The organism is Levilactobacillus mulengensis (genome assembly GCF_003946045.1).
GTDB classification, from domain to species: Bacteria; Bacillota; Bacilli; order Lactobacillales; family Lactobacillaceae; genus Levilactobacillus; species Levilactobacillus mulengensis.
The window spans coordinates 94015-120668 of the sequence record NZ_RHNW01000008.1 but is presented as its reverse complement, the minus strand read 5'-3'; the positions used below and the strand labels follow the sequence as shown (position 1 = coordinate 120668).

Sequence of the window (26654 nt, the reverse complement as noted above, 5' to 3'; positions counted from 1 at the left end):
TAATCCATGTCTATTTTTGTACAGTAAAGGCCCGGCATGCCGGGCCTTTACTGTACAATTTAACTTTCAACCTTTAGTTAAGGATTTTATTGAATTCAGTAATCCTGGAGAAATGCGGGTTACAAAAGATCGTTATATACTTGGCGGGGAGTCTGAGGCGCGTAATCCTAAGATCTTTGCGATTTTTACGCGGGCAAAATTGGGTGAACGCACTGGTAGTGGTGGACACCGTATCTATCAAACAGCAGATAAGCTGAAATTAAGAGCGCCAGAAATTACGACGACTGCATATACTACTGAATTATCAATTTGGTTGATTCCTCTTTCAGAATCCGTGCTTGAGGGGATTCCTAGTGCATGGCAGTCAACTTATAAAAGGATGTCTAGCCTACTCATTGCGTCGTACGCCAATCTGAAAGATTTGTACAAGAATTCTTATGAAGGACATAAAATTCTAAATGAGATGGTTGAAGCCGGCTTGCTTGAAAAAAGTGGAAAGAATAAGGGAACGAAGTATTCTTTGGCACAAAGTGATCCTGCAATTAGAATGTCAGTGAATAAATTAATCCGTCAGTTTCAAACAGACTTTCTCAATGATTAGGGAAGAGATGGACAAAAACAGGAAGAAAATTCTCGGTTCTTGAGAGTTTTCTTCCTGTTTTCTATGGAAAACAAATTTTGTTCTGGTCTCATTTTAATGGCGCTAGTCATTTTTAACCGGCCCCAGGTTGAAGGGAACGTTGTTCATATGTAGCTCCTGCAGCCGCTTCTCGCCCCAGTCATACATGCTATCGATGATGGGGAGGAGCGATTCACCCAGTGGCGTGAGGGAGTAGGCCATTTTAATCCGGGGACCATCCTCTTCCTCCCGGCTGATCAAACCGTCTGCGGCCAACTCCTTGAGTTTCTTCGCGAGTTCCTTGTGCGACGCGTTAGGCAGCAGCGTTTGTAATTGATAAAAGTAGTACGTCCCTTCGTGGCCCAAATGGTAGATGATGTTTACCTTCCATTTGCCACTAAACATGGCCAGGGTGAATTCCTTGCGACAAGTGTAATCGCCGTTCTTCAGCCTTTGCCGAACGAGTTTACGAACTGTATCAGTCACGTGAAGACCTCCTTTGACGGACCGGTAACTAAAAAGTGCGTTATTGTGGGACAGCGGATTAGGGCTTAAGCTAAGTGTATCAAAGTTTAGGAGGAAAAAATCATGACAAAAGTATATTTGACTGCCCAATTCCCTGAAGTTGCCCTGAAACAGCTGCGTGACAATCACTTAGACGTTGAGAGTTATACCGGCGCTGGCCTGATTTCACACGAAGAATTATTGGCTAAGGCCGCTACAGCTGATTTCTTGATCACCACGTTATCCACGTTCGTTGACCAGGAGATTATTGATGCGGCGCCGAAACTCAAGCTGATTGCAAACTTTGGCGCTGGTTTCAACAATATTGATAGCGCTTACGCCAAGGAAAAAGGCATTCTCGTGACGAACACGCCTAAGGTCTCGACCAATTCTGTGGCTGAATTGACGCTTAGTCTGATTTTAGCCCTGAGTCACCGGATGGTCGAGGGTGACCAGCAGATGCGCACCGTGGGCTTTCCCGGCTGGGCACCGCTCTACTTCCTGGGTCATGAAATTACCGGCAAGACGCTGGGCATCTTTGGCCTAGGCAGTATCGGGAGCGAAGTAGCGCGCAAGGCCGGCAGTCTGGGGATGAAGGTCAGCTACTTCTCCCCCCACCGCTTGGCTAGCGCGGATGAAGCAGCCCTCGACGTGACCTATCAATCCTTTGATGACCTGGTTAAGAGCAGCGATTTTATTAGCATCAACGCCCCGCTCACGCCAGAAACGAAGCATCAATTTAATGCGGAAACGTTTAAGCAGATGAAGTCGACGGCCGCCATTATCAATGTCGGTCGGGGACCGATTCTCGATGAAGCTGCGCTGTTACAGGCCTTACAAGCCAAGGAAATTGGTGGCGCTGCATTGGACGTTTACGAAAATGAACCGCAAGTCGATCACGGCTTCACCACGCTGAAGAACGTCATTTTGACGCCCCACATTGGTAACGCGACGGTGGAAGCCCGGAACGCCATGGCCGACATCGTTGCCGGTAATGTGGTTTTGATGGCTAAGGGCCAAGACCCGAAGTATGTTGTGAATAAATAATCGTTAAACAAGCTATTAGACCCGTCAACTTTCCTAGCGGAAGGCTGGCGGGTCTTTTTGTCGTGACCTAGTTTTAAGCGGCTTAATTCACTTTCACTCCCATTATTCGACAACTTCTGTCGGAACGGGTTGCTAAACTTAGGGCAGCAAAAAAGTTAGCACAGCAATGGAGAGGAGTCGTTTGAAATGAAACCCACGTATGTCCCGGTCACTGACCGCGAAAAGCTGGTGATTGGCTTGTTAACCGTCAGCCAAAGGTTGTCCGGTACCTTACCCACGCCGGCCGAGTTTGAGTCCAGTCTCAAAGTGTTAGGGGTGGCGCGCACAGAACGGCTGCTGGCAACCGTCGACCGCTTATTTCCGACGATGGGGGTACGCCGATGACGGGGCTTCACCCGACTATCGCGACCGAATCGGCCGTATTTTTAACAAATTTTTCCGGACGACATATGGTGTCGCGGGTGGTCGGTATACTGAAAAGTGACAAATCAATCTGAGGAGGATGCGCGATGGCAATACCCAAAATTCAAAGCGATGTGAATAAATTCATCCGGCATCACGATCTTTATCTGAACTTCGTGACCCAGCAAACGAGTCAGGGCGAATCAATCATCGCAGACGGCGAAGGGACGCTGCTGACGCGAGGGATTCGGCGATTCGGTCAGGCCAACAATCGGTTTCAGCTCTACAGCGAAAACGGCGAGGTGTACGTGGGTCCCTACCTTACGTGGCAGGATTTACAGCGCACCCTGGTGCAGTTCATGGCAAATGGCGTGGGCAAACCGGCCTCGCGGTGGGATGCCGAGCTGGGTGTCTTGGTCTTTCTGATTCATGAGTTGAACCAGCAGGGGTTCGTGGTCACTGGGGGCGTGCAAGAGACCCAGCACATTTGGCAATCGACCAACGATCGCTGGGTGGCGGACGAAGTTCTGGAGGCGAACGGGGAAGATTGGCTGGCAAAGATGCCGGCTCAAACAGACTTCTTACGACCGAGTGACCTGCCCAAAGTCCTGTTGACCACCACGGGCGATTACTACGCCGTGCGTGACCAACGGGGCAGCGTGGTGATCGACAACGTGCCGTTACAAAAATTGGTTAGCGTCTTATTGGGCCTCCGGATAGGTATTCCTGCCTGGGCATTGACGTCCTTATTGTTGATGCCACGGGTTTCCACGGAGTCGTTTGCTGATTCGCAGCTGGTGATTACCCGCAATCAGTGTTCGGCTCCCCTCGAAATTCAGACGTTGGCGGACTTTGATGCCGTTGCGGCGTTGCCCATCTTGCATGATCGCCAATATCAGACGTACCAGTACCAATTTGATACCCCGCATGAGCAATTGTGTGACCCGATGACGGCGTCTGTTTTTTGCCAAATGACGTCATTTATTTATCACGGCATGCCCCTGCGCGACTTGACCGCCGATGAGAATCTGACCGCTTGGCTGGCCGACTTGGCGTCTAGCGCGGGCATGCAGATTTCCCTGCGCCAGCAACGGCAAGTGCGGCAGGCCAGGGTGGAAGCGCTGATTGTGACGGACGGGATGATCAACAAGGTACAGACGAAGGAAAATGACGAGCAACGGGGTGAAATCGAGACGGTCTACGACGTTTACGCCGGAGATGCGGATGACCCGATTATGTACGATTTAGAATTTGATGAACTGGTGACGGCCCTACTGGTGGTCGGCCAGATGCAAGGGATTTTGAAATTTCCAAACTAATTAGGAGGCGGCATTTATGAAAGGACGCGAACGCGCGGTTGACGTGCTGGTAAAGTTATTGGCGGGTGAAAAGATTACGACCGATACCAATGGTAAGGAGACTTATCAGGTCTCTGAACGAAGCCTGGAACGGGACACGAAGCTCATTCGGGAAACGTTAGCAGACAACGATTCAGCCTACCAGCTACAGCAAAAGGGCAAGACGTACTGGTTAGCAAAGGAGGGGGCGCTGTCGGCCGAGGAAATTCTCGCGCTGTTAAAAATCGTGATTGGGACCCGGTCACTCACCCGAGAGGAACTGTTGCGGGTCAAGGACAGTTTGCTCGACCTGGTCGCCGATGATGAACGGGGATCGATTCAAAAATTGATCAGTAACTCGTTGATTCACTACACGCCGTTATTTTCCAATGGTGATAAGGAGATTTTGCCCTGGCTGAAGGACTTTGCCAACTGGGTCAGCCACAAGACGCCGATTAAATTTCATTACCGCAGTAGTGTGCCCGATGCACAGGGCCGTGCACTCAGCAAGCCTGGCGCCGGCGTGCCGTTGAGCATTTACTTCGCCGATTTCTACTTCTACGTGGTGATGTACATTCCGGAAATAAATAAGAGTCTGGTGTACCGATTGGACCGTTTCCAAGATGCCCGGGCGACCCGCGCTGTGGTGAAGGTGCCTGGTGATAAAAAAATTGATGAAGGCGCTTTGCGAAATAAGACTTATCTATTGAGCGGTGGCACGGATATTCCGTACGAGTTCCGCTACTGGGGTTACCCACAAACGGCGCTGGACAAGCTACCCAACTCCCGCATCACCGAGTGGAATCGCGAGGACGGTAGCGTCACCATCAAGGGGGACCACCTGGCATCACAGGGGGCGCTGCTGTGGGTGCTGAGTCAAGGCGCCCAGATTCAGGTCGTGGCGCCGCAGTCGTTGGTGGATTCCGTCAAGCGCGAGCTCACGAAAACCATGAGTTACTACGACTAAACGGTGTCGAATTCGCCTACAGGGCGGCGCCAACCTACTGGAACGACTGTGGGCGGACGTCTGGAAAGCAAGATATCTAAAATTCGTTTTTATTTAAGACGGGATAACCGTCTTTTTTATTTCCAATGAAAGTAATATGTGATTGCGTGAAAATATCATTGTAGAATTCGGAATTTTCAACAAACGAGGACCGGTATTGAGATTATTTAAGGCATTATGACCAAAAAGACTTGTCAAACTAGTATAGGGTTGTTATTGTTTATCATGAAAGCGCCTTCTTAAACTGAAATCATTCAAGCAAATTGGCTTAATCACCTTCACCTTGCTATTGATACTTTAGGATGGAAGGGCGCGATAGTATGACGAATAAAAAGACAAAGCGATTTCATTTGCGAATGCCTACAGCATTTACAATTCTTTTTTGGTTGATTGTTTTAATGGCTATCCTGACTTGGATAATTCCAGCGGGAGCCTATCAAACGAACTCGGCTGGTCAACTAACAACTGGGACTTATCATATAGTTAAGAGTCATCCCCAAGGAATTTGGGATATATTCATGGCACCGATTACTGGGATGATTGGTAATCAGCATACAGCTGGTGCCATTGACATTTCTTTATTTATTCTCGTAATCGGTGGATTCTTAGGTGTCGTCAAACAGACGGGTGCTTTAGATGATGGAATCAAAGTTATCGTTGAGAAATCGAGGGGCCATGAAAAACGTCTTATTGTGATACTGATTCTTCTATTCGCTTTGGGTGGTTCTACATATGGAATGGGAGAAGAAACACTGGCATTTGTGCCTTTGATCACGCCGGTTATGATTAGTGTTGGTTATGATCCAGTTGTTTCGGCTGCTGTAATTATGCTGAGCACACGAGTCGGGGATTTGGCTTCGACGGTTAATCCGTTTACGACTGGATTGGCATCAGGAATTATTGGTATCTCTCCAGGGAGAGGCTTATTTTCTCGATTAATTCTATGGGCAATTGTCACGGGGATTGAAATTTGGTATGTGCTACATTATGCAAATAAAATTAAACAGGATCCAACTAAATCGTTGGTCTATGATTTAAGAGAAGAAAATCAACAACGGTTTATGGCGTCCGCAAGTGCTGAAACTAGTGGTGCGATTTCTAAAGTGCAATGGCGAGTACTGTTTATTTTTGCATTAACCTTTGGGATTATGATCTTGGGATTAGTCCCCTGGACCAGTATTAATTCACATTGGACCTTATTTGAATGGTTAAATCGAACGATTATAGCTACGCCAGTTCTGGGAACAATCGTCGGACATAAAATGGTTGCCCTAGGAAGCTGGTACTTCAATGAAATTACGTTACTTTTCTTCTTTATGTCGGTTGTTGTCATGTTCGTTGGACATATCCACGAAAATGATTTCATTGATGCTTTCATGAAGGGGATGCAAGAACTACTGAGTGTAGCCATTATTGTAGGTGTGGCTCGAGGCATTCAAGTTGTTATGAATGATGGCAAAATTACCGCGACACTTCTACACTATGGTGAAAACAGTTTGACTGGGATGCCTAAAGGGCCATTTATTATTTGTGCGTTTATCTTCTTTGTATTACTAGCATTCTTAATTCCATCGACATCAGGCTTAGCTGCAGCAACAATGGGAGTTATGGGTTCTCTAGCTCACTTTGCCCACATTGATGGCAGTATTATGGTTTCTGCTTACCAGTCGGCCGCGGGGTTAGTGACCGCAATCACGCCGACAGCGGGAATGCTAGTAGGTGCGCTAACATTAGCTAACGTTAGCTTTTCTGTTTGGTGGCGTTGGACAGCAAAGCTCATTGCCATTCTGTTTATTGTTTCTTGTAGCTTTTTAGTCATTTTAACGTTGATTTAATATGAATTTTACACAAATGGCAATCAGCCAGTCTTTTTAGGACAGGTTGATTGCCATTTTTGGGCTATTCAATTTGTTGATAGAGACGAAAGCTAATTTGAAGGTTTAACCAAAAGTCTTCATGGGAAGGACCAATTAGTTCCTCAATTTTTGCCAAACGGTTACGAAGCGTGTTTTTATGAATGAAGAGCTCTTCGCTAGCTTTTGTATGGGAGAATTGATGGCGAAAGTAGCAACCAAGTGTTTTGACAAGTTCGGTATGGTGTTCTTCGTCATAGGTAACTAGTGGGGTTATGAACGTCGCTACCATGGTTGTCGTGTAGTTATGATTGAGTTTGAAATTATCGTCAATAAACAGTTGATTAATCCCTAATTTATCAAAAAATTGCAGCTGTTGATCGGGGTGATTGGCTCGAAGATAATTTAGAGATCCATGAGCTTCTGTCAGTCCTTGTGTTAAATTCGAAAAATCATGTAGTTGAGAAATACCGGCTCGAAAATGGATAGCCTGATAGGCCTGGTCGAGTTTTTTCATGATGTTTGGTAGATATTGAGTTAGAGTAGCCACGGGTGCGCTAGTTAAGACTAGCCAGGAACGATTATGATAGATTGTTATTCCAGGAAAGAGGTGGCGAATTTCTTTTGCAAGGCTCGCTTGAACAGTAAGTGCGTTACTTTCAAAGAGAGCATTTGTTGGAGCAAGACTAGAAATCTGGATAATTTGAATTTCCTTTTGGAGTTGAATTCCCGCAATAGATTGAAGCGTTATGTAGTCATTTTTTTGCGGGGATTGCGTACTAGCTATTGCTTGAAATGCTTCGTTGACTTTAAAAAACCGTTCAAAAATCAAGTCTTGGCTAAGCTCTTCTTTGATGAGCATAACTTTTTTGACGCTTTCCAATTTTACTAATAGGTCCGCCGGTAAGTATTTAGCTGTCGATGTCATACCGATCAAAATGAAAAAACGTAATTGACGTCGATAGTAAACTGGAATACTCCAAATAGTTGTGAGGGTAGACGAGGGTAAAGGTGATAAGTGATGACCAAACAATTCTTTATCATCCTTCGCAATTAGTTGGGTAGGTTGTAGGTCGTCGAGAGTGAAGTTATTTAGGATAGATACCCAATCGACATCGAAAGAGGCGTCAATTAGGTTTTTATCTTGATCAATGATGGCAAGGGATGCGCCCGTATTTATATTGAACGTCGATCCTAGGCTTCCACGGGAGGAATGGTTAACGGATGATCGAATTAAAGATTGGTAAAAAGTCTCTTTTTCATCAATGATTTTTTGATAATGGTCAAATTGAAGCTGCTGAACTGCACGGATAACAGCACTCCAAGCATAGTTGTTGCTTACGAGAATAATCGGAATGTGATAATTAGAAAACAGATGGATAATTTCCTGACTAAAGTTTGACCGAAACTTTTTCTTAGTAACCAAACACGCAATTTGCTTTTGTTTGAGGCTCTCAACAAAATCTGGGGTTAAACAATTGTTGGTGTAGTCCCCAATAATGACGACATCGTTGGGATTTAACCAGCCTAAAATGTTTGGAATATCCATAATTGTACAAGTGCCAATCTTATGAGTTAAACCAATGCTGTCCGAGAAGGTATCGGAATTTTGAAAAACAGGATGGCTAAAAAGTTTGGTAACAGTAATAGAATCGTCCATAAAGGTTCACCTCGTAAAAATGTTTAAGTAAATTGTACCACAGACTATAGTAAGCGGTTTCATTATGGACAAAAGCACAGTTCCTGAATAAATATTTTCTCGGTATGATAGTCCCTGTGAAGATGATTAATAAGTCGATAAAGGACGTGAAGAAGAATGAGAAATCAGTTTAAGGGAAAAGACTTTCTGGCTTTCAAAGATCTTAATCGCGAGGAGATTGAATTTCTAACCGATTTATCGTTGGATTTCAAGAAAAAGTTTATTGCACGCGAACCCCATGAATACTTCAAGGGTCAGGTGTGGGCCGCTTTATTTGAAAAGAACAGTACGAGAACTCGGAACGCGTTCCAACGGGCAGCTGCTGATTTAGGAATTACGGTAACGTACTTACGGCCTGATGAGCTTCAAATGAGCCGGGGAGAACCTTTAAAAGATACCTGCCGTGTTCTGGATCGGATGTATGACGGTTTATTCATCCGGACCTTTGGGCATGAGATTGTTGAGGAATGCTCAAAGTGGATGAAAGCACCTGTTATTAACGGACTAACTGATATTGCTCATCCGACGCAAGGAATTGCTGACATGATGACCATCAAGGAAAAATTCGGTAAGTATGAAGGGTTGAAGTTAACCTACGTTGGAAATTTATACAACGTTTGCTACACGACAATGATTTTTGCTGCCACTTTGGGAATGGACATGTCAATTGTTTGCCCAGCTGGTATTGAGCCTAATAAAATGCTTGTGGATGAGGCTCAGAAACGGGCAAAAGTTACCGGAGCACATATTGAGATCACACAGGACTTCGAAAAGGCTATGAAGGGTGCTGACATCGTTTATGGCAATGCCGAATATAGTATGGGGCAATCTGATGAAGAAATTGAGAAGCTGAAATCTGCTTTTGAACCTTACCAGGTAAATACAGAGGCCATGAAGATGGCGAAATCAAGAGCAATTTACATGCATTGCTTGCCAGCCCATCGTGGTGAAGAAGTCACTGATGAGGTTTTGGAAAGCCCACAATCTGTTATCTTTGACGAAGCAGAGAATCGGATGCACTCCATTAAAGGGATTATCGCGGCCTATGCCAACTAATCACCTTGACCACCAGAGATAGGAGCATAGCTATGGAGATGAAAAAGAAGAAAAGAAAATTCAAAACACCCAATACCTATGTGATTATCTTTATGGTCTTGGTTCTAGTGGCCATCTTGACCTGGATAATTCCTGGTGGCGCTTATAAGACGAATCAGGCAGGTAATGCAATTGCGAATACTTATCACACGGTGAAAGCCAATCACCAAGGAATTTGGGACATCATTGAAGCACCAATTATTGGGATGGTTGGGAATGCAAAAGTAACAGGCGCTATCACAATTTCCTTAAACGTTTTGATGTTTGGGAGTTTTCTAGAGATGATGGATAAGACTGGAGCCGTTAATATTGCCTTGCGTGGTGTTGCAGAAAAGTATCGCAAGAATCAGTATGTATTGATTTCAGTTTTAACTTGTATCATGGGAATTTTTGGTACAGTTCAAGGATCATATGAAGAAGGTTTTGTGTATCTCTTGATGTTTCTACCAATCATTCTCTCTCTTGGACTTGATACAATCGTTGCTTTAATGATTGTTATTTTAGGAACTCAGGCAGGGTGTGCAGCGTCCATTGTTAATCCGTTTTCAACTGGGATTGCTTCTGGAATTGCAGGAATTAGCCCCGGAGCTGGTTTAATCTTTCGGGTGGGTATGTTCGTAGTCTTACTGGCGTTAGTCTCAACAATTATCTGTTTATATGCCAAGAAGATTCAAGCTCATCCTGAAAAATCACCGCAGTACGGGCGACGTGAAGCAGATCTTAAGGAGTTTGCTGGCGAGGGGCAAGAATCTTCGTTAACGAAACAACAGCGTAAGGTCTTTCATGTATTCATCTTAACCTTTGCTATCATGATTATCTCGTTAGTTCCGTGGACTTCGTTGAATCCAGGTTGGACACTCTTTGATGACTTGGCACATTTTATCAATCATACACCGATACTTTCTTCAATTATCGGAAGTGACGTCGTTCCCTTTGGAAATTGGTACTTTAATGAAATTAATGGTTTGTTATTAGTAATGACATTTATTGCTGGTAAGATTATGCACTATTCAACAGATGACATCATTAATACAATCATCAAGGGTGCTGCCGGATTGGTTTCGACTGCCTTCATTATACCGTTAGCACGGGGAATTCAGGTGCTGATGACGAATGGGAATATCACAGCAACTGTGCTACACGCTTGTGAAGCAACCTTGGGAAGTCTTTCACCGATTGTCTTCGTGATTGTCTGTCTAGCAGTTTACATTTTGTTGGCTAGTTTTATCCCAAGCTCGACGGGACTGGCAGCGGCAACTATGTCAATTATGGCGCCACTAGCAACTTTTGCCGGGGTCTCAAAGGCAGTCATGGTTATTATTTATAATTTATCCTTAGGAATTGTGAAAACGATTATGCCAACTTCAATTATTGTGATGACTTGTATTCAGGCAGCTCACGTTAATTACGGGACCTGGATCAAAGTTACTTGGAAGCCGGTTTGTGCGTACGTTCTGGTTTCATGTTTAATTCTTATTGCAGCTGTTTTGGTTAAAGTTCAATAGAAATTGGAGGAAATTAACTATGAGTAATGAACAAGTATTTGTTTCTAACGCGACCAATGATTTAAGGAAAGTTCTGGTTTGTTCACCAAAATACTACAAGTTCAATGCAATTAATGAAATCACCAAAAATTGGATGGATAAAGGCGAATCCGAAGAAAATAAGAAAATGGTCGAAGAATGGGAAACCTTGATTCAAGCTTACAAAGACAATGATATTGAAGTTGTTGAAATGGATCCGCAATCAAGCTTAGAGATTGAAACATTTTCACGAGACTTTGGTGGTATGGTCAAAGAAGGGGCCATTATGGGCCGCTTCCGGCACCCTGTGCGTCAAGCTGAAAGTGAAGCTTACGAAAAGAAACTAGCAGAATTAGGGATTCCAATCATTGCCCGTTGCAATGCAGGAACTTTTGAAGGCGGAGACTTTTGGATGATTGATGAACATACGATTGCCTTTGGAGAGGTTGATCGGACTGATCAAGCAGGGGTTGATAACTTACGAGATCAGTTAGCTAAGTTTGGGTACACAGTTGTGGGCGTTCCAGCGGCGCCAGCTAACCTACATTTAGACATGATTTTCAATATCGTTGCTCCTCACGTTTGTCTAGCGGCAACGGACGAGTTACCTTACAATTTTTTACAGATGCTAAAGCGGCGTAATTTCAATATTATTCATGTACCAAGCGAATTAGTCTTTAAGCATGGCTGCAACGTGGAAGCTATTGGACACAATACAGTACTGGGAATCAAGAACAACCAATCTGTTAATCGTGATTTGCGTGCCGCCGGTGTTAATGTGATTGAACTGCCATTGGAACAAATTCTAAAGGCTGGCGGCGGTCCTCACTGCATGACCTTCCCACTGTCTCGTCCCTAGTTATAGAAAGAAGCTGACATTAAGGCGTTAACTGTAAGGGGGATGGACATGAAGATATTAATTACTGACTATAAGGAATCAATGATGCCACAGCATGATATTGAACGTCAGGTTTTAAGCGCTGGGCTAAATGACTGCGAAATCATGGTATATGAGTATCAAAATGACCACCGTGCAGAATTTTTAAAACTGGTAGAAGATGTTGATGCTATTCTGACAGCATTTGTCAAAATTGATCGTGAGGTATTTGAACATGCGCCACAACTCAAGGTTGTGTCAATCAATGCTACCGGATATGATAACGTTGATTTAGATGTCGCGGCTGAATATGGCGTTGGTGTTTGTCCAGTTGGAGAATATTGTACGCAAGATGTTGCTGAGTTTACAATTACCGTCATGCATGCACTGGTCCGAAACCTCAAAGCCTATGCGAATGACGTTGAGCGGAATCATGAATGGCGGTATGACCTATGCCTGCCTAACCAACGGATTGAGAATATGACATTGGGAATTGTCGGGTTAGGTAAAATTGGACGGGCTGTTGCAACCCGGGCGCATGCATTAGGCATGCGTGTATTGGCTACAGATCCATTCATTACGGATGAACACTATGCCTTGGTCAGTGATTTTGTCCCGTTAGTAGATCCAGAGGCGCTATTTATGGAATCGGATGTGGTAACCAATCACATGAACCTGAACGAGACCAATCATCGTTACTTTGATACAGCTAAATTTTCTCAGATGAAAAAGCATCCTTACTTCATCAACATGGGGAGAGGCGCTGAATTACGGGAAGCAGATCTTATTTCAGCTCTGGACGAAGGGCAACTTAAGGGGGCTGCGATGGACGTATTAGAAAGTGAAAATCCGGACCTAGCGCATCATCCATTGGTTGGACGCGAGAATGTTATTATCACGCCGCACGTGGCCTTCTATAGCCAAAATTCTATGGAAAGTCTTCAGCGAATATCAACACAGAATATTGTTAATTACTTAACTGGAAACAAAGATGACGTGTTTAAATTGGTGACGAAGTAGCGTGCAATGACTAGGGACACTAAATCGAAATTTTTATAAATTCACAAAAACCGGCCTGGGAGCTTATCCCAAGCCGGTTTGCGTTGTGTAATCTATTTCGTGATTTCAACCAACTTATTGTGAACGTCTTCTGCGTTCCAGTGGCCGTTAGCGCCTGAGTAGTGTTGGATTTGCGCGACCGGGCGCTTGGCAAACTTGGTCAGCGGTGCGGCGGTCTTGCCGCCCATGGCAATCAAGGTGGCGTCACTAGGCACGCCGAGTTCATCGAGGTGACTTTCCAGGTCGACCACGTCAGCGGCGGTGATTTGGACCTTGGTACTGTCGCTTTCGATTGTGCCTGACAGGTCAGTCATGAAGGCGCCCCAGGCCGGCGTGTCGTAAGCGGCTGCGGCCAGACGGTAATCGAGGCTCTTCTTTTGGCCGTGGAAATTTAGAAAGTCGACGTCGGCTGGGTGATCAACAGCGCCGTTACCGGGGTTCATGCCCACGAGCACAAATTTGCTGGCTTGGAGGGCGGCGCCTAAATCGTTAGGTAAGTCAGCCGCTGGGAACGTTTCGGGTTGGTAAGCGGCGCCAAAGGCTTGTTCGCGTTCTTTGGCAGTCTTGCCGGCTAAGGATTCAGTGGGGACGGACCAGATGGCCCAGCTATCAACGTTTGAAAATGCTAAGTTTGTCATGGATATCGACCTTTCTTTTGTCAGAGACGAACACTTAATTTTGTCACGTAAGTAGGACAGATAGGACAGTCGGGGCGAGTTCACGGAGGTCGTGTTTACTTTTAGTGGACTAGACGATTGGCTTTCTTCCTTCACAACCCCTCATTTGTGGGTCGCAACCTTGCCTATCTGATGGTTCTAGCATAGCATTCGGGGGTGTCACATAATGTCGTTTGGGTGAGATGGGAAGGAGTTGTCGGGGAAATTTGTAAAAGTTGTGTAACGGGCCGAAAAAGCCGTTGTTGCTCGCGAATTTTAGTGCCGAGACCGGTATACTTAGATTAGATATCAGTGTTTTTGAGGAGGCTACGGGCAAATGGATTATCAGCAATTGAAATTAGGGAAGCATGGGCTACCGACGTGGGATGCCCTGGCACCAATCGTTTTGAAATTAGCGGAGCAACAAGCTGAATGGCACGGTCGTGCATTAAATGCCGCGGTCGCCAATGCCTTATTTCTGCCGACAGCATTGCGACAATTGACCTATCCCAATCAGCAAAATATTATTGAGAACCGAGCGGGCTGGGCGGTTAGTGAGCTGACCACCGCCGGACTTTTGCGGCGCACCCGGCGTGGGTTTTATGAGGCGACGAGCTTGGGGAGCAAGTTAGTCCATGGGAATCAGTTGGTTGATGGAGTCTTAATCCATCAACAGCCTAAGTATATTCAACATCAACAGGACCTGCAGAAACGACAAACCCGTAACCAAATTAGTCCAGCGTCAGAATCAGCAGTGGATGAAGCAGAAACAACGATATCTCTAGACCGATTAACCCAACAGGTGAAGGGCTACAACGCTGAGGTGGCCACGGACCTCCTTCAACGAATTCGGGAGTCGGCGCCGGAATTTTTTGAAAATCTGTTGGTCGACTTACTTTCAGCGATGGGGTATAAGGGGCCGAACGGGTCGGCTTGGGTGACGCAACTGAGCAATGACGGTGGTATCGACGGCGTGATTAATCAAGACGCGCTGGGAACCAGCACGGTCTACGTGCAGGCCAAACGCTACGAAGCGGGAAATACCGTCCAGCGACCAGCTATCGATTCATTTTACGGGGCGTTATCGCGCAACCACGCGGACCGGGGTGTCTTCATTACAACGTCAGGCTTTTCTAAGAAGGCGGTTGAAACGGCCAAAGGCTTCTCAATCGTTCTGGTCGATGGCATCCAGCTGACGGAATTGATGCTTCAGTATCATGTGGGAGTCCAGGTAAAACGCCAGTTTGAAGTATTTGAAATTGATCAGGATTTCTTTGAAGACTGAATACAAAAAATCCGTACCGGCCCAATAGGCTAGTACGGATTTTTACTTACTTCGGCACCGACAATTGACGAATAAAGTTGACGATGGCCGCTGGCTTGACCTTTTGGGCGTCGTGGCCCCAGAGACTGACCAGCGTGCCGTTGGTTTTAATGCCGGGAACGAAGGTGCGGTCCTGGTTGAGACCGGTCGCGCTAATTTCGTTGAACAGGTTGGGCCGGTAAGAATCGCGCAGATAACTGATGAAGTATTGGTCGTGCGCGGCGTTGCCAATGTACTGGAACTGGTAGTAGGTCGCGTAGCTATTGGCGTTAACGACGCCGCGCTTGGCCTTGACGAGGTCGCTGACGGACACACGCTGGGTGCGGCGGGTCGTTAACTCTTTCGTGGTTGCCCGGTTGCCGGACTGGGACCAGTAATTCACGGTGATATTCTTGTTGAGCTTGCTCAGCTGACTCTTCAGCAGGGAGTCGTTCCAAACGACCGTGGTGAAGCCGCGCTTGTTTTGGGCCTTGTTCACCTGATTGATGTAGGTGATCAGGGATTTGTACATCTTGTTTGTCCCGGGAACTTCGTCGGCCCCCAGCAGGAAATCACGCTTAGGCTGCTTCTTAAAGCTAGCAGTCAATTCGCCGTACAGCTTATTAGTCAGCGTCACGGACTGTTTCTTGGTGTAATCCAGGGTGTGACTGTCTAGTTTGACCTGACGATAAATTTTGGGATGAGACTTCTTGAGCTGGCGTAAAATGGCGCCGCTGTGTGAAGGCATGTCCACGGCCGGCACCAGTTGCACGTTCTTACCGCGGGCATAGCTGACCAGTTGTTTCAAAGCTTTGGGTGAGTGTACGGTCTTGGTGGCCTTGTTTTTCAGGTATTTAGATTGGAAACTCAGGTGCTCGTTGTCACTCAGGTAGAGCACCACGTACGTGAATTTACGGTCGGCCGCGGCCTTGATCATCTGCTTGATGGCACTGGCCGTCATGGGCTTGCGTCCTAAATCAATGAGCAGGCCCTGCTGTGTGGGCAGCGTCGATGCTTTGACGGCCGCCTGAGCGGGTGCCGGCCGGTTAAAAAATAGAACCAAACTTAATGTTGCCAACAGGATGGTTAACCACCATCGATTTTTCTTGAACATCGCGCGCCTCCTAGCGTAAACGGTTTTTAGTATTCCTTTTAGCATAGCGGTTCGAGTGAACTACCGTCAATGAGTTAGCTCGGTGGTCGTCAAATTTCGATGGTTTGGCTTCGAAATTTGATTTGGTGGTGAATTTTAGATGTACATCAAAAGTCTCATTTAATTTTAATTTACCCATTGATTTTTAATAATCACCGGCTTATAATACACAACAATACTTATAAAACGTTGAAGAAAGTAGTAGCGAACCCGTTGGTGCCTAGGGAGTCACGTGAAGTGCAAAGTGACCACCACTGGTTCGTGAAGGTTAATTCTGAGTTCGGTGGTTGAGAAGGCTGCCGTGGTTGCCACCATTATTTGGCTAGCGGATATCAGTCCGTGATGAGTGTGGTGGCCGCGGCCGTCACAAAAAGGTGGTACCGTTCTACTTGTAGAGCCCTTTTCCCGTAGTGGGAGAAGGGCTCTTTTGACGTTTACGGGTAAAAATTAAGATTTGGAGGAATTGATGATGGAAAAGACAAATGCAGCACCAAAACAAAGTTGGGGTCAATTATTAGTCGTCAGTTCCTTAATCTTCGGCATGTTCTTTGGTTCTGGCAACCTGATTTTTCCCGTTCATTTAGGACAGATGGCCGGATCGAACTGGTTCATGGCCGCCCTGGGGTTCGCCATTTCCGGGTCGCTGTTCCCGTTGCTGGCCATCATGGCCGTGGTGGTCACCAAGAGTGACGGCCTGTTAGATTTGGCCCGTCCCGTGGGCAAGCACTACGCAGCCATTTTCTTAATTTTAGTTCACCTGACGATTGGGCCGTTCTTCGCCACACCCCGGACGGCCGCGACGGCTTACGAAATGGCCGCGGAACCCTTTATTCCCAAGGACTTTTCGACCATTGGCATGTGGCTCTTCACCGGTATCTTCTTTGCCCTGACCTACGTTGCCGCTACGCACCAGGGCGCGTTACTAAAAATCGTCGGTAAATACCTCAACGCCGGGTTCCTAGCGCTATTGGCCGTCGTCTTCCTGGTAGCCTTTCTCAACCCCATGGGTGGCTTGACTCAGGCACCGACCGCGACTTATCAGGCCAATGCCACGATTGGCGGGCTGCTCGAGGGCTACAATACCCTGGACGCCGTCGCATTGCTGGCATTAAGTGTCACCCTGATTCACGCGATTCGGGGGCTCGGTTACCACGGCCGTGAGCTGACAAAATTAACCGCAAAGGCTGGTCTCATCAGCATTTCTCTCGAAGTTTTGATCTACTTTGGCTTGGTCCTCTTAGGTGCCCTAAGCATGAGTCAATTAAAGCTGTCCGCCAATGGTGGGGTGGCGTTATCCCAAATCGTGGGCCACTACTTCAGTCGCGTGGGCACGCTGTTGCTGGGCGCCCTAGTCACGCTGGGCGTGTTAACCACGGCGATTGGGCTGGTGTCCTCGTTTGCCCAGGATTTCCACAAGTTATTTCCCAAAGTTAGCTACCGGGCCTGGTTACGGGTGACGACGATTCTGTCCTTCCTGGTGGCCAACGCCGGTCTGGATACGATTATCAGCTGGTCGCTGCCAGTTCTGATGCTGATGTACCCGCTGGCCTTGGCGTTGATTTTACTTTCATTAACGGTGTCTAAACGGCCATACGCGGGTGTGGTCTACAAGGTCACGATTGCCTTCACGGTGTTACCGGCTGTGTTAGACATGCTAAATAGTGCGCCGGCCATGATTACGAGTCTGACACCGATTCAAGCGGCGCTCGGCCTGTACCACCAGTTCATCCCGTTTGCCAGCATGGGCCTTGGTTGGTTGGTCCCGACGCTGATTGGGTTTGCGCTGAGCCTGATTTGGAGTCATTTGCGCTTGGCCGGTCAACGGGGAACGTTGCCGGAGCGGGAACGGTTTTAGGTGAGTGAATCAAATTCCGAAGAAAATCCTGTCAATTTTGATGGGATTTTTTGTTTTAGGTGACAGAGATTTGGAGAGCCGTTAATATGGGGACAGGTTATTTTAGAGAATGAAGTCGTTTTATTAACAATTTGCTTATAATACCTAATTTTTTAACTAAAATCAGCTGTAATGTTCATTAATTCCTCTGAAGTGTCGCTTCGAACAGGTTATTCTTATATAATTAGGAAAGAAATTTCGGTAAAAATTGTGATGATAGGAGGAAATAACTGATGGCACAATACAGTGCGTCAATGGTTTCACATTCATTCTGGTTTACTGAGTTTTCCCAGTATCTAGATCTGCGTGAGCAGGGGAATAGTGATGCCGACATTCGGTTTTTAGCAACTGAGGAGAACTATTTTCAGCAGCAGTCGACAGCACGAGCACTTAGAATGGTGCAGACATTAAAGCGACGCGTAAATGTACTGGATGTCGATTATTTCGACCTATTTCCGTCGTTGGATTTGGCCAATCAAAAGTTGATTAATCTATCGACTAGCCTACAGTTGGATCCACTATTTGATGATTTTTTATATGAAGTTTATCGTAGTGAATTGATTTTAGGGGATGCAAAACTGTACAGTTACGAAATTGAAGCATTTTTTAATCAAAAACAAATTGAAAATCCTAAAGTGGCGGCTTGGACAGAACAAACGGTTCGCCGACTGGCTAGCACGTACAAGTCGTTTTTACGTGAGGCCGGATTGCTTAAAGAACAAACCGATTATGACCAGGTAAAACGGCCATTGCTGGATATGAGATTAGAAGCGTTATTACATACTAAGGGATTGACTCGCCAATTGGCGGCATTTTTAGGGAGATAACATGACAAAGACAATGGAAAAACTCAAACACTTGCGAGAAAAAGTAGCCGATCCAGACTTTCAACAGAGCCGGGGATTGTCGAATGAAGTGTCATACTATATTTTAGCGTTTGATTCCCAAGACCAGCCGCTGGTGACGGAAGAGGTCAGCAATATGCGGCAGCAGTTGAATCGTGAAACTGTTGGGATGGATATTGTAGAATTTAATCTGTACCAAATCATGTGGCAGTTGTTGGACGACATGGGAATTAAAGAGGACGTTCTGGAGATGGAGGCTAATGACGGGATTGATTATCTGATAGAGCAGCTAAACAATGCACTAGAGATGACCAGTTCTGACAACCTATTCGTACAGTACATGCAGCAGCATTTGCCTGAGGAGCCCGTTATTGTGTTTGTTACGGGAATTGGGGAAATCTTTCCATTGATTCGGGCACATAAAGTTTTAAATACGATGCATCAAATCATCACGGATGTTCCGGTAGTCTTCTTCTATCCGGGAACCTATGACAGTCTAAGTCTCAGTATGTTTGGGGAGTCCAAGGAGGACAACTACTACCGAGCATTTCAAATCAACTAGGGGAGATCAAGCATGAAGATTAAAGATATTTTTGCCAAATCAATCGATCGTGATATTAAAGGTGTTATCACGATTGGTGATGAACAAGATGCCAACGTTAAGCAAGAACTTGAAGAGTACGTCGTTACCAAAGAACTTGATGGGCACTTTAAAGATTTCTTTGCGGCATACGCAGAGGGAATTCAGCACGATACGACTAACATGGGCGTCTGGATTTCCGGGTTCTTTGGTTCCGGGAAATCTCATTTCTTGAAAATCTTAGCTTACCTGTTAGAAAATCGGGAAGTTGCTGGTAAGTCAGCATTGGATTACTTTGTGGATGATGCTAAGGTACATGACCAAGGAACGTTAGCTAATATGAAATTGGCAGCGTCAGTTCCCAATGAGGTTATGCTATTTAACATTGATTCTAAAGCCAAGAATGGGAATAAGTCTCAAAAGGATGCCATTCTCAACGTTTTCCTGCAAGTCTTTAACGAACAACTTGGCTTGTTTGGCGCGGATTTCTGGATTGCCGATTTGGAACGTGATTTGATTGCCCAAGGAAAGTATGCTGAATTTCAGGCGAAGTTTAAAGAATTAGACCGACAACATCGTGATTGGCTCGATGCCCGAAACGCCTATGCTTTCTTGAAGGGAACGATTCAAGATGCACTGGTGGCAATCGATTTCATGTCGGAAGCGGATGCTAGTGGCTTTGTTGATCAACTAAAAAAGGATTATCCAATCAGTGTGGAGAGCTTTGCCAAGTTAGTTAATCAGCACATTGAGAGTCAAGGCGAAAACTACCATATGGTTTTCTTGGTTGATGAAGTGGGACAATACATTGGGTCTAGTCAGCAGCGGATGCTGAATCTGCAGAGTATTGTCGAAGATTTGGGGACCTATACACATGGTAAGGCTTGGGTCATTGTGACCAGTCAGCAAGCAATTGACCAGGTGACTAAGAATATTAACGGCCAGGACTTTTCTAAGATTCAGGGGCGTTTCAATACCCGAATTGCCATGTCTTCTGCTAACGTTGACGAGGTCATTCAAAAGCGGTTGTTGGCTAAGACCGAGGCTAGTGAGCAGCTATTGGAAACCACATTCGATGAGAATCAGCACGTGATCAATAACTTAATTAGTTTTGATGGCAAAGAAGAACGAAAACGATATGACAATGCGAAAATGTTTGCAGACATCTATCCGTTCGTCCCTTATCAAGTAGTCTTACTCCAAGACACGTTGACAGCGATTCGGGAGAACGGGTCCGACGGAAAACATTTAGCTAACGGTGAACGGTCAATGTTAGCGGTATTCCAGGAGTCTGCCCGTCGCCTAGAGGGGGAAGATACTCGGGCGTTAGTGCCATTTAGTATCTTCTTCCAAGGTCTAAGTCACTTTTTGGATCACACCCATATGATTGTGATTCAACGGGCTCAGAACAACGAATTGATTAACCCTAGTGGTGAAGATAATCCGTTTGCGGTTCAAGTGTTGGAAACGTTGTTTATGATTAAATACGTCCAGGACTTTGAAGGGACATTGAATAACTTAGTCACCTTGATGATTGATTCAATTGATACGGATCGAATTGAATTAGAGGCCAAAGTTAAACAGGCCTTACAGGTCTTACAAGAGCAGAATATTGTTGAGAAGACTAGTAAGGGCTACGAGTTCTTAACGGACGCTGAACAGGACATTAGTAAGCAGATTCAGCGGCAAGCGGTGGACTCTGGCGCAATCTCTCAAGCGATTGGAAATTACCTCTTTAGTACGGAGGCTATTTCACGACGGTATACGTACCCCAAGTTAAAGAAACAGTACACGTTCGTCTTTAATCAGTGGGTGGATGATCGGCCGGTTGGTCAAACCAATCAAGATATTAACCTGAAGATTGTGACAGCAATTAACGATGACAACCGGGACGATAGCGAGTTACGTCGGCAATCTGCTTCACCAGAGCAGCCGCAAATTATTATTGATTTGCCGGGAGATTCCCAATATGTGGATGATCAACAGCAGGTCCTGCGAATTCAAAGCTTTATTTTTAATCCACAAGAACAGGCGCAAGATGCCCGCTCTCAGCGGATTATTGATGTGAAGAGAACGGAATTAAATGCTTTAAATGATAGAGTCGCTAAAGAATTAAAAGAGGTATTACAACAGGCTAATATCTACGTTCAGGGTGACCGGATTGATGCTGGTAAGAAGGATTTCTTTACCAGTTTAGATCAGGCAGAGGAACAGTTGATTGACGAAATTTATCGTAATTTGAGTTATATCGACGTCGTTAAAGAAGAAAATGATGTTGTGGCCCTGTTTAAAGACACCAATGAATTGGTTAAGACAACCGAAAACGAACGGGCACTGCAAGCGGTCTTAGAACGCATTAACCGCGAGTATGCTGGACACAGCAAAATTTCGTTCAAATCGATGTTAGAACGTTTCAATAAAATTCCATACGGGTATCGTGAAATTGATACGAAATGGTTGGTCGCCAAACTTTTCGCTGATGCTAAGCTAAAAGTTTATGTGAATGGTGAGGCGTTGAGCTTGCAAGCGGGACTATCCGCTAACGAAATGGCTAAGTATTTCCTGAAGCGGCAATACCTGGATGCCGTTCAGTTGGAACCACGACAAGCCGTTAGTGAGGGTAAGAAGAAGGACCTGCGCGACGTCGCCCTTGAGCTCTTTAACAAGCAAACGTTCAGTGATAATGAGGATGACACGTTGATGCGTGAGCTACAGGATAGCATGGAGAATGCACGTAAGGCGCTGGATATTTACTTGCGCAAGCCTAACTACTATCCTGGACAAGATGTTCTGCGGACCGGGCGTGACCTGATGACACAGTTGTTGGCACAAAAGGATACGGACCGGTTCTATGACTTGGTGAGCCAAAAGCGTGATGATTTGCTGGACTGGCATGATGATATGGATGAAGGCGGCATCAACGAATTCTATCAGAGTGAAACGCAGCAAGAAATCTGGGAATCTGGTCACACCCAACAAGTTGTCTATGATCGTTCCCAGAAATTTGTCACCGGCTCTGCAGTTAAGGAACTGATTGGCCAGATTGATTCCCTGATGAAGAAGCGACCACAAGGGAAAATCAAACAGCTCAAAGATTTGGTTCAGAGCTTCCGTGATGCATTTAGTGCGGAATTTGATGCTGGATTGGGTCGGGCACAACAGGATATTCAAAACGAACAGGCAGCGGCGGAAGCTTACTGTGAAGATAAGCAGTTGACCACGGAGTTTGGTGATCGGATTCATCAGGAATTCTTGAGTCTGTTGGAAGACGCACGCGATGCTAAAACCCTGAATGATCTGTTTATCATTCCACAACAAGCAACCTCAGTTCGGGTGCGGTTGGTTGGTAAAATGGACCAGTTATTGAAAGAACGGGTGGTTGTGACGCCACCGGTTCCTGACAAAAATAATGGCGAATCTGGTGTTGATGAGCCAAGTGGAACGGATGGAAACAACCGTGATTCTTCTAAGGACGATCCTGAACCGAGTGTTAAGGAGCCAAAGACGGTCAGCGTGAGAGCCTTAGGCATCAATCAATCTTGGAACTTGAATAGTCCAGCAGACATTGATGTTCAGATTGAAAAGCTGAAAGAGGCACTTCAGCAGCAACTGAAGGAAAATACGACGATTAAATTTGAACTGTAAGTAAGTATCCAGACAGAGTGAAGGAAGAGACTATGGACAAAACAGCAATTAAAAAGTTTGCGGTTGACGCGCGCCGTTCGCTCATCGAAAGTATTAAGCTAAAGGCTGCTTCCTTGGGGATTTCCGAGAAGGGCATAGCAACTAAACTAGAAATATCGACGCCTGAAATTGAATATTACAAGGACGAGCTGAATGGGATTACGGGTAAAGATATTGAGAAGCGGCAAAAGCTGGTTGCAGAGCTAAAGCAACGGGCTCAGAAGAATGACCTGGCAACCGCCTTTCACGATTTAGTGGAAGAGGTGGCCTACACCTGGTTCAATCGAATTATTGCGATTCGTTTTATGGAAGTGAATGACTACTTGCCTAGTCGGACACGTGTTTTATCGAGTACAGAAAACCGGAATGAACCGGATATTATGGTGCATGCGCTTGATGTGGCGGACGATTTGGGCGGCTTCTCACCAGCGGAACAGGATTTAATTAATCGGGCGTTGGATACAGAACAACCAACTGATTTAGATGCAGAATATCAGATGTTGTTCATCAAACAGGCTAATGCTTTGAACAAGAATCTCCCGTATTTATTCGAAACAACCAATGATTATGCCGAGTTATTGTTCACTCCAAACTATCACGATGGCGTCATTCAGCATTTGATCACCGATGTTAGCGCCGATGATTTTAACGTGGCGGTTGGTGGGCAGGTGGAGATTATTGGGTGGCTGTATCAGTACTATAATACGGAGCCTCATGATCAGGTGGTGAATATCACTGGCGGTCCAGTCAAAAAGGCTGATATTCCAGCTGCCACACAATTATTTACCACTGATTGGGTCGTCAAATACATGGTTGACAACTCACTTGGTAAATACTGGTTGGAACGCCACCCAGATAGTAATTTAAAGGATCACTTGGCCTTTTTATTACCAAGTAGTCTTGAATTAATTGGCGATAGTGACTCAGTTGAGGACCTTAAAATCATCGATAATGCGATGGGGTCCGGCCATATCCTAGTTTATGCGTTTGACGTTTTAATGCAGATCTACTCTGAACAGGGGTATTCTTCTCGCGATGCTGCAACACTTATCCTTCAAAAGAACTTATTTGGGTTAGAAATCGACAAGCGGGCCTACCAATTGGCCTATTTTGCACTGATGATGAAAGCCAGACAATTTAATCGACGGGCTTTGCGTACTGGCAATGTTGAACCTAATGTTTTTGTCTTTGAAGACACAGATGACATTTCTGAAGAGTTCATGACGCAGGTCCCAGCAGCCTCTCGTGACGATCTAGACGATATTGTTGACCGTTTCAGTAATGCTCGTGAGTTGGGCTCGATTATCCATTTTGACGGTCAGAAAAAATATGACTTTGCTGAATTACAGCATGCTGTTGAGGCAGTCCAAGTGGATGACCTGGATATCTTTGGTTTTCAAGCCATGCAAGAGAAGTTACGGCGTGTGCTGAAGATAGCTGAAGTACTCTGTGATCACTACAACGTCGTAGTGACTAATCCGCCGTACATGAATAAGATGGATTCAGCGTTGAAAAAATACGTTAAGAAATATTACGCAGACTATTCTGGCGATTTATTTTCAATTTTCATCTTCAATAATAGCAATCTCACAAAGCGTGGCGGTTACTCTGCCTTCATGACCCCGTTTGTTTGGATGTTCATTAAAACTTATGAGAAGTTGCGGAAGTATTTAATTGAAAATAAGAAAATCGATAGCCTGATTCAAATGGAGTACTCAGCCTTTGAAGAGGCGACTGTGCCAATTAATACGTTTGTTTTAAAGAACGTTCAGACCGAAAAACTTGGTACTTACCTCAAATTATCAGCCTTCAAAGGTGGTATGGATGTCCAAAAGGACCGGGTTTTAGAAGCTATTGCTAATCCGGCCATAGACTACCTTTATCGAACTAACCAAGCGAACTTCGCTAAGATTCCGGGGATGCCGATTGCTTATTGGGCTAGCGAAAATTTGTTTAGATTATTTAACAATGATGTTGCACTATCATCAAAATTCAGGGGAAAAGAAGGATTAGGAACTGGAGATAATGCCCGATTTTTGAGACAGTGGTTTGAACTCTCTGAAATGCAGGAAGGCTGGTATCCCTATCAAAAAGGTGGTTCTTACCGAAAATGGTACGGTAATAATGAATATTATGTAAATTGGAAGAATAACGGTTTGGAAATGAAAAGCTTACCTAAATCCAACATTAGAAATATGGAATACCAGAACCGTACAGGAATTACATGGTCAGCAATTTCGTCAGGGAAACCTTCATTTAGATATTCTGTTCGAGATTTCTTTTTTGATTCAAAGGGTCCAATGATGTTCGGGTTAGATGCGTATCCCTTTCAGTTAGTTTTAGGTTTATTGAACTCTAAAGTAGCGGAATTCATCTTATCGTTTTTATCCCCAACCTTAGATTATCGGTTAGGTCAAATTCAGAAGATACCTCTGCTTCCGGTTAAAGAATCAGCAATGAGTGTTAGTAAGTTGGTTGATTCATCAATAGAATATTCGAAAAATGATTGGGATTCTTTTGAGACTTCCTGGGACTTCACCCACCATCCACTGCTATCTCACATCGCTGACGACAAGCGAAATGAAGTCAACGGGAAGCTGAAAAATGCTTTTAAATTGTGGCAGAATGAAGCACAAGAACGCTTTGATCAATTGAGATCCAATGAAGAAGAACTAAACAGAATTTTCATTGATCTGTATGGTCTAAACGATGAATTGACTCCAGAAGTTGCGGATAAAGATGTATCTGTACGCTTAGCGGATGAGGTACGTGACATTAAATCATTTCTTTCGTACTTTGTGGGAGTCGTCCTTGGACGTTATTCTTTGGATGTTGAAGGCTTGGCCTTTGCTGGTGGCGAATGGGATAAGTCGAAATACCAGTCCTTTGTGCCAAATGAGGATAACCTGTTATTGCTGAATGATGCAGATTACTTCGGTGATTCACGGGATATTATTAACCGATTACGAGACTTCTTAACAGTAACTTTTGGTGCGGAGTCTGTTGATGAAAATCTAAGTTATATTGCATCTGTGATTGGGAAGAAAGCAGATTCTGACGAGATGGCAATTAGACGATATTTTGTGAAGGACTTCTTTAAAGATCACGAAAAGATCTATCAGAAACGGCCAATTTATTGGGAGATCACCAGCGGCCAATACAATGGATTTAAGGCACTGATGTACTTGCATCGGTACAAATCCAATGAATTAGCGATGGTACGAACGAATTACCTACATCCGCTGCAAGGTCAATATGAAGCACGAATTGATCAGTTAACGCAATTAGCTAACAACGAAGTAGTGGCAAACCAGAAGAAACGGTACGAAAAGGATCTCAAGCATCTGGAACAACAGGTAAGTGAGATTCGAAAGTATGATCCAGTGATTCAACATATTGCGAACCAAAAGATTGAACTTGACCTCGATGATGGTGTTGTTGTGAATTATGACAAGCTACAAGATGGCAGTGCAATCCTATCCAAATTGAAGTAAGTAAAGAGGGCCTCTCAACGCTGA

20 protein-coding genes are annotated in these 26654 nt (G+C 45.2%); 16 read left to right on the top strand and 4 right to left on the bottom strand.

Going from position 1 to position 26654, the window contains the following annotated elements; translation table 11 throughout:
* Positions 1-601: ATP-binding protein (locus EKM84_RS08955; protein WP_318531077.1), on the top strand; the 601-nt coding region annotated here is incomplete at its 5' end.
* Positions 602-703: 102 nt separating this feature from the next.
* On the opposite strand, the gene EKM84_RS08950 is transcribed toward EKM84_RS08955, so the two are convergent.
* Positions 704-1105 (bottom strand): winged helix-turn-helix transcriptional regulator, encoded by a 402-nt coding sequence (locus tag EKM84_RS08950; RefSeq protein WP_125765425.1) that lies wholly within the window; start codon positions 1103-1105, stop codon positions 704-706.
* A gap of 102 nt (positions 1106-1207) precedes the next feature.
* Here EKM84_RS08950 and EKM84_RS08945 point away from each other — a divergent pair, with 102 nt between their 5' ends.
* From EKM84_RS08945 to EKM84_RS08925, 5 genes are all read left to right on the top strand, one after another.
* Positions 1208-2170, top strand: coding sequence for a 2-hydroxyacid dehydrogenase family protein (locus EKM84_RS08945; RefSeq protein ID WP_125765424.1), 963 nt, complete (start codon positions 1208-1210; stop codon positions 2168-2170).
* 186 nt (positions 2171-2356) lie between these two features.
* On the top strand, positions 2357-2554 hold the full coding sequence (locus EKM84_RS08940; RefSeq protein ID WP_125765423.1) for a hypothetical protein: 198 nt from the start codon (positions 2357-2359) through the stop codon (positions 2552-2554).
* A gap of 125 nt (positions 2555-2679) precedes the next feature.
* A complete protein-coding gene (locus EKM84_RS08935; protein ID WP_125765422.1) occupies positions 2680-3891 on the top strand; it encodes a hypothetical protein in 1212 nt (403 codons plus the stop codon).
* A 16-nt stretch (positions 3892-3907) separates the two neighbouring features.
* Positions 3908-4876 (top strand): helix-turn-helix transcriptional regulator, encoded by a 969-nt coding sequence (locus tag EKM84_RS08930; protein WP_125765421.1) that lies wholly within the window; start codon positions 3908-3910, stop codon positions 4874-4876.
* Positions 4877-5235: 359 nt separating this feature from the next.
* Positions 5236-6750: a YfcC family protein gene (locus EKM84_RS08925; RefSeq protein ID WP_125765420.1), complete on the top strand. Its 1515-nt coding sequence runs from the start codon at positions 5236-5238 to the stop codon at positions 6748-6750.
* A gap of 64 nt (positions 6751-6814) precedes the next feature.
* Here EKM84_RS08925 and EKM84_RS08920 read toward each other — a convergent pair whose 3' ends face one another.
* On the bottom strand, positions 6815-8428 hold the full coding sequence (locus EKM84_RS08920) for a helix-turn-helix domain-containing protein (RefSeq protein WP_125765419.1): 1614 nt from the start codon (positions 8426-8428) through the stop codon (positions 6815-6817).
* A gap of 156 nt (positions 8429-8584) precedes the next feature.
* On the opposite strand from EKM84_RS08920, the gene argF reads away from it, so the two are divergent.
* The 4 genes from argF to EKM84_RS08900 are packed head-to-tail and all read left to right on the top strand — an operon-like array spanning position 8585 to position 12982.
* Positions 8585-9523, top strand: a complete 939-nt coding sequence (argF, locus tag EKM84_RS08915; RefSeq protein WP_125765418.1) for an ornithine carbamoyltransferase — start codon at positions 8585-8587, stop codon at positions 9521-9523.
* 32 nt (positions 9524-9555) lie between these two features.
* Positions 9556-11067, top strand: a complete 1512-nt coding sequence (locus tag EKM84_RS08910; RefSeq protein ID WP_125765417.1) for a YfcC family protein — start codon at positions 9556-9558, stop codon at positions 11065-11067.
* Positions 11068-11086: 19 nt separating this feature from the next.
* Entirely contained in the window at positions 11087-11944 is an 858-nt protein-coding gene (locus EKM84_RS08905) for a dimethylarginine dimethylaminohydrolase family protein (RefSeq protein WP_125765416.1), read from the top strand.
* Positions 11945-11992: 48 nt separating this feature from the next.
* Positions 11993-12982: an NAD(P)-dependent oxidoreductase gene (locus EKM84_RS08900; RefSeq protein WP_125765415.1), complete on the top strand. Its 990-nt coding sequence runs from the start codon at positions 11993-11995 to the stop codon at positions 12980-12982.
* Positions 12983-13074: 92 nt separating this feature from the next.
* On the opposite strand, the gene EKM84_RS08895 is transcribed toward EKM84_RS08900, so the two are convergent.
* Positions 13075-13659, bottom strand: a complete 585-nt coding sequence (locus EKM84_RS08895; RefSeq protein WP_125765414.1) for a hypothetical protein — start codon at positions 13657-13659, stop codon at positions 13075-13077.
* 355 nt (positions 13660-14014) lie between these two features.
* Here EKM84_RS08895 and EKM84_RS08890 point away from each other — a divergent pair, with 355 nt between their 5' ends.
* Entirely contained in the window at positions 14015-14962 is a 948-nt protein-coding gene (locus tag EKM84_RS08890; protein WP_125765413.1) for a restriction endonuclease, read from the top strand.
* A gap of 46 nt (positions 14963-15008) precedes the next feature.
* Here the strand turns inward: EKM84_RS08890 and EKM84_RS08885 are convergent, their stop codons facing one another.
* Positions 15009-16094 carry a family 20 glycosylhydrolase gene (locus EKM84_RS08885; RefSeq protein ID WP_164511363.1) on the bottom strand — a complete coding sequence of 362 codons (1086 nt, stop codon included), beginning with the start codon at positions 16092-16094 and terminating at the stop codon, positions 15009-15011.
* Between the two features lie 508 nt (positions 16095-16602).
* On the opposite strand from EKM84_RS08885, the gene brnQ reads away from it, so the two are divergent.
* The 5 genes from brnQ to pglX all read left to right on the top strand — a co-directional run bounded on the left by brnQ (position 16603) and on the right by pglX (position 26630).
* A complete protein-coding gene (brnQ, locus tag EKM84_RS08880; RefSeq protein WP_125765411.1) occupies positions 16603-17988 on the top strand; it encodes a branched-chain amino acid transport system II carrier protein in 1386 nt (461 codons plus the stop codon).
* A gap of 272 nt (positions 17989-18260) precedes the next feature.
* Positions 18261-18854 (top strand): DUF1819 family protein, encoded by a 594-nt coding sequence (locus EKM84_RS08875; protein WP_125765410.1) that lies wholly within the window; start codon positions 18261-18263, stop codon positions 18852-18854.
* Between the two features lies 1 nt (position 18855).
* Positions 18856-19434 carry a DUF1788 domain-containing protein gene (locus tag EKM84_RS08870; protein ID WP_125765409.1) on the top strand — a complete coding sequence of 193 codons (579 nt, stop codon included), beginning with the start codon at positions 18856-18858 and terminating at the stop codon, positions 19432-19434.
* A 12-nt stretch (positions 19435-19446) separates the two neighbouring features.
* A complete protein-coding gene (gene brxC, locus EKM84_RS08865; RefSeq protein ID WP_125765408.1) occupies positions 19447-23097 on the top strand; it encodes a BREX system P-loop protein BrxC in 3651 nt (1216 codons plus the stop codon).
* Positions 23098-23129: 32 nt separating this feature from the next.
* Positions 23130-26630, top strand: a complete 3501-nt coding sequence (pglX, locus tag EKM84_RS08860) for a BREX-1 system adenine-specific DNA-methyltransferase PglX (protein WP_125765407.1) — start codon at positions 23130-23132, stop codon at positions 26628-26630.
* Positions 26631-26654 lie beyond the last annotated feature (24 nt).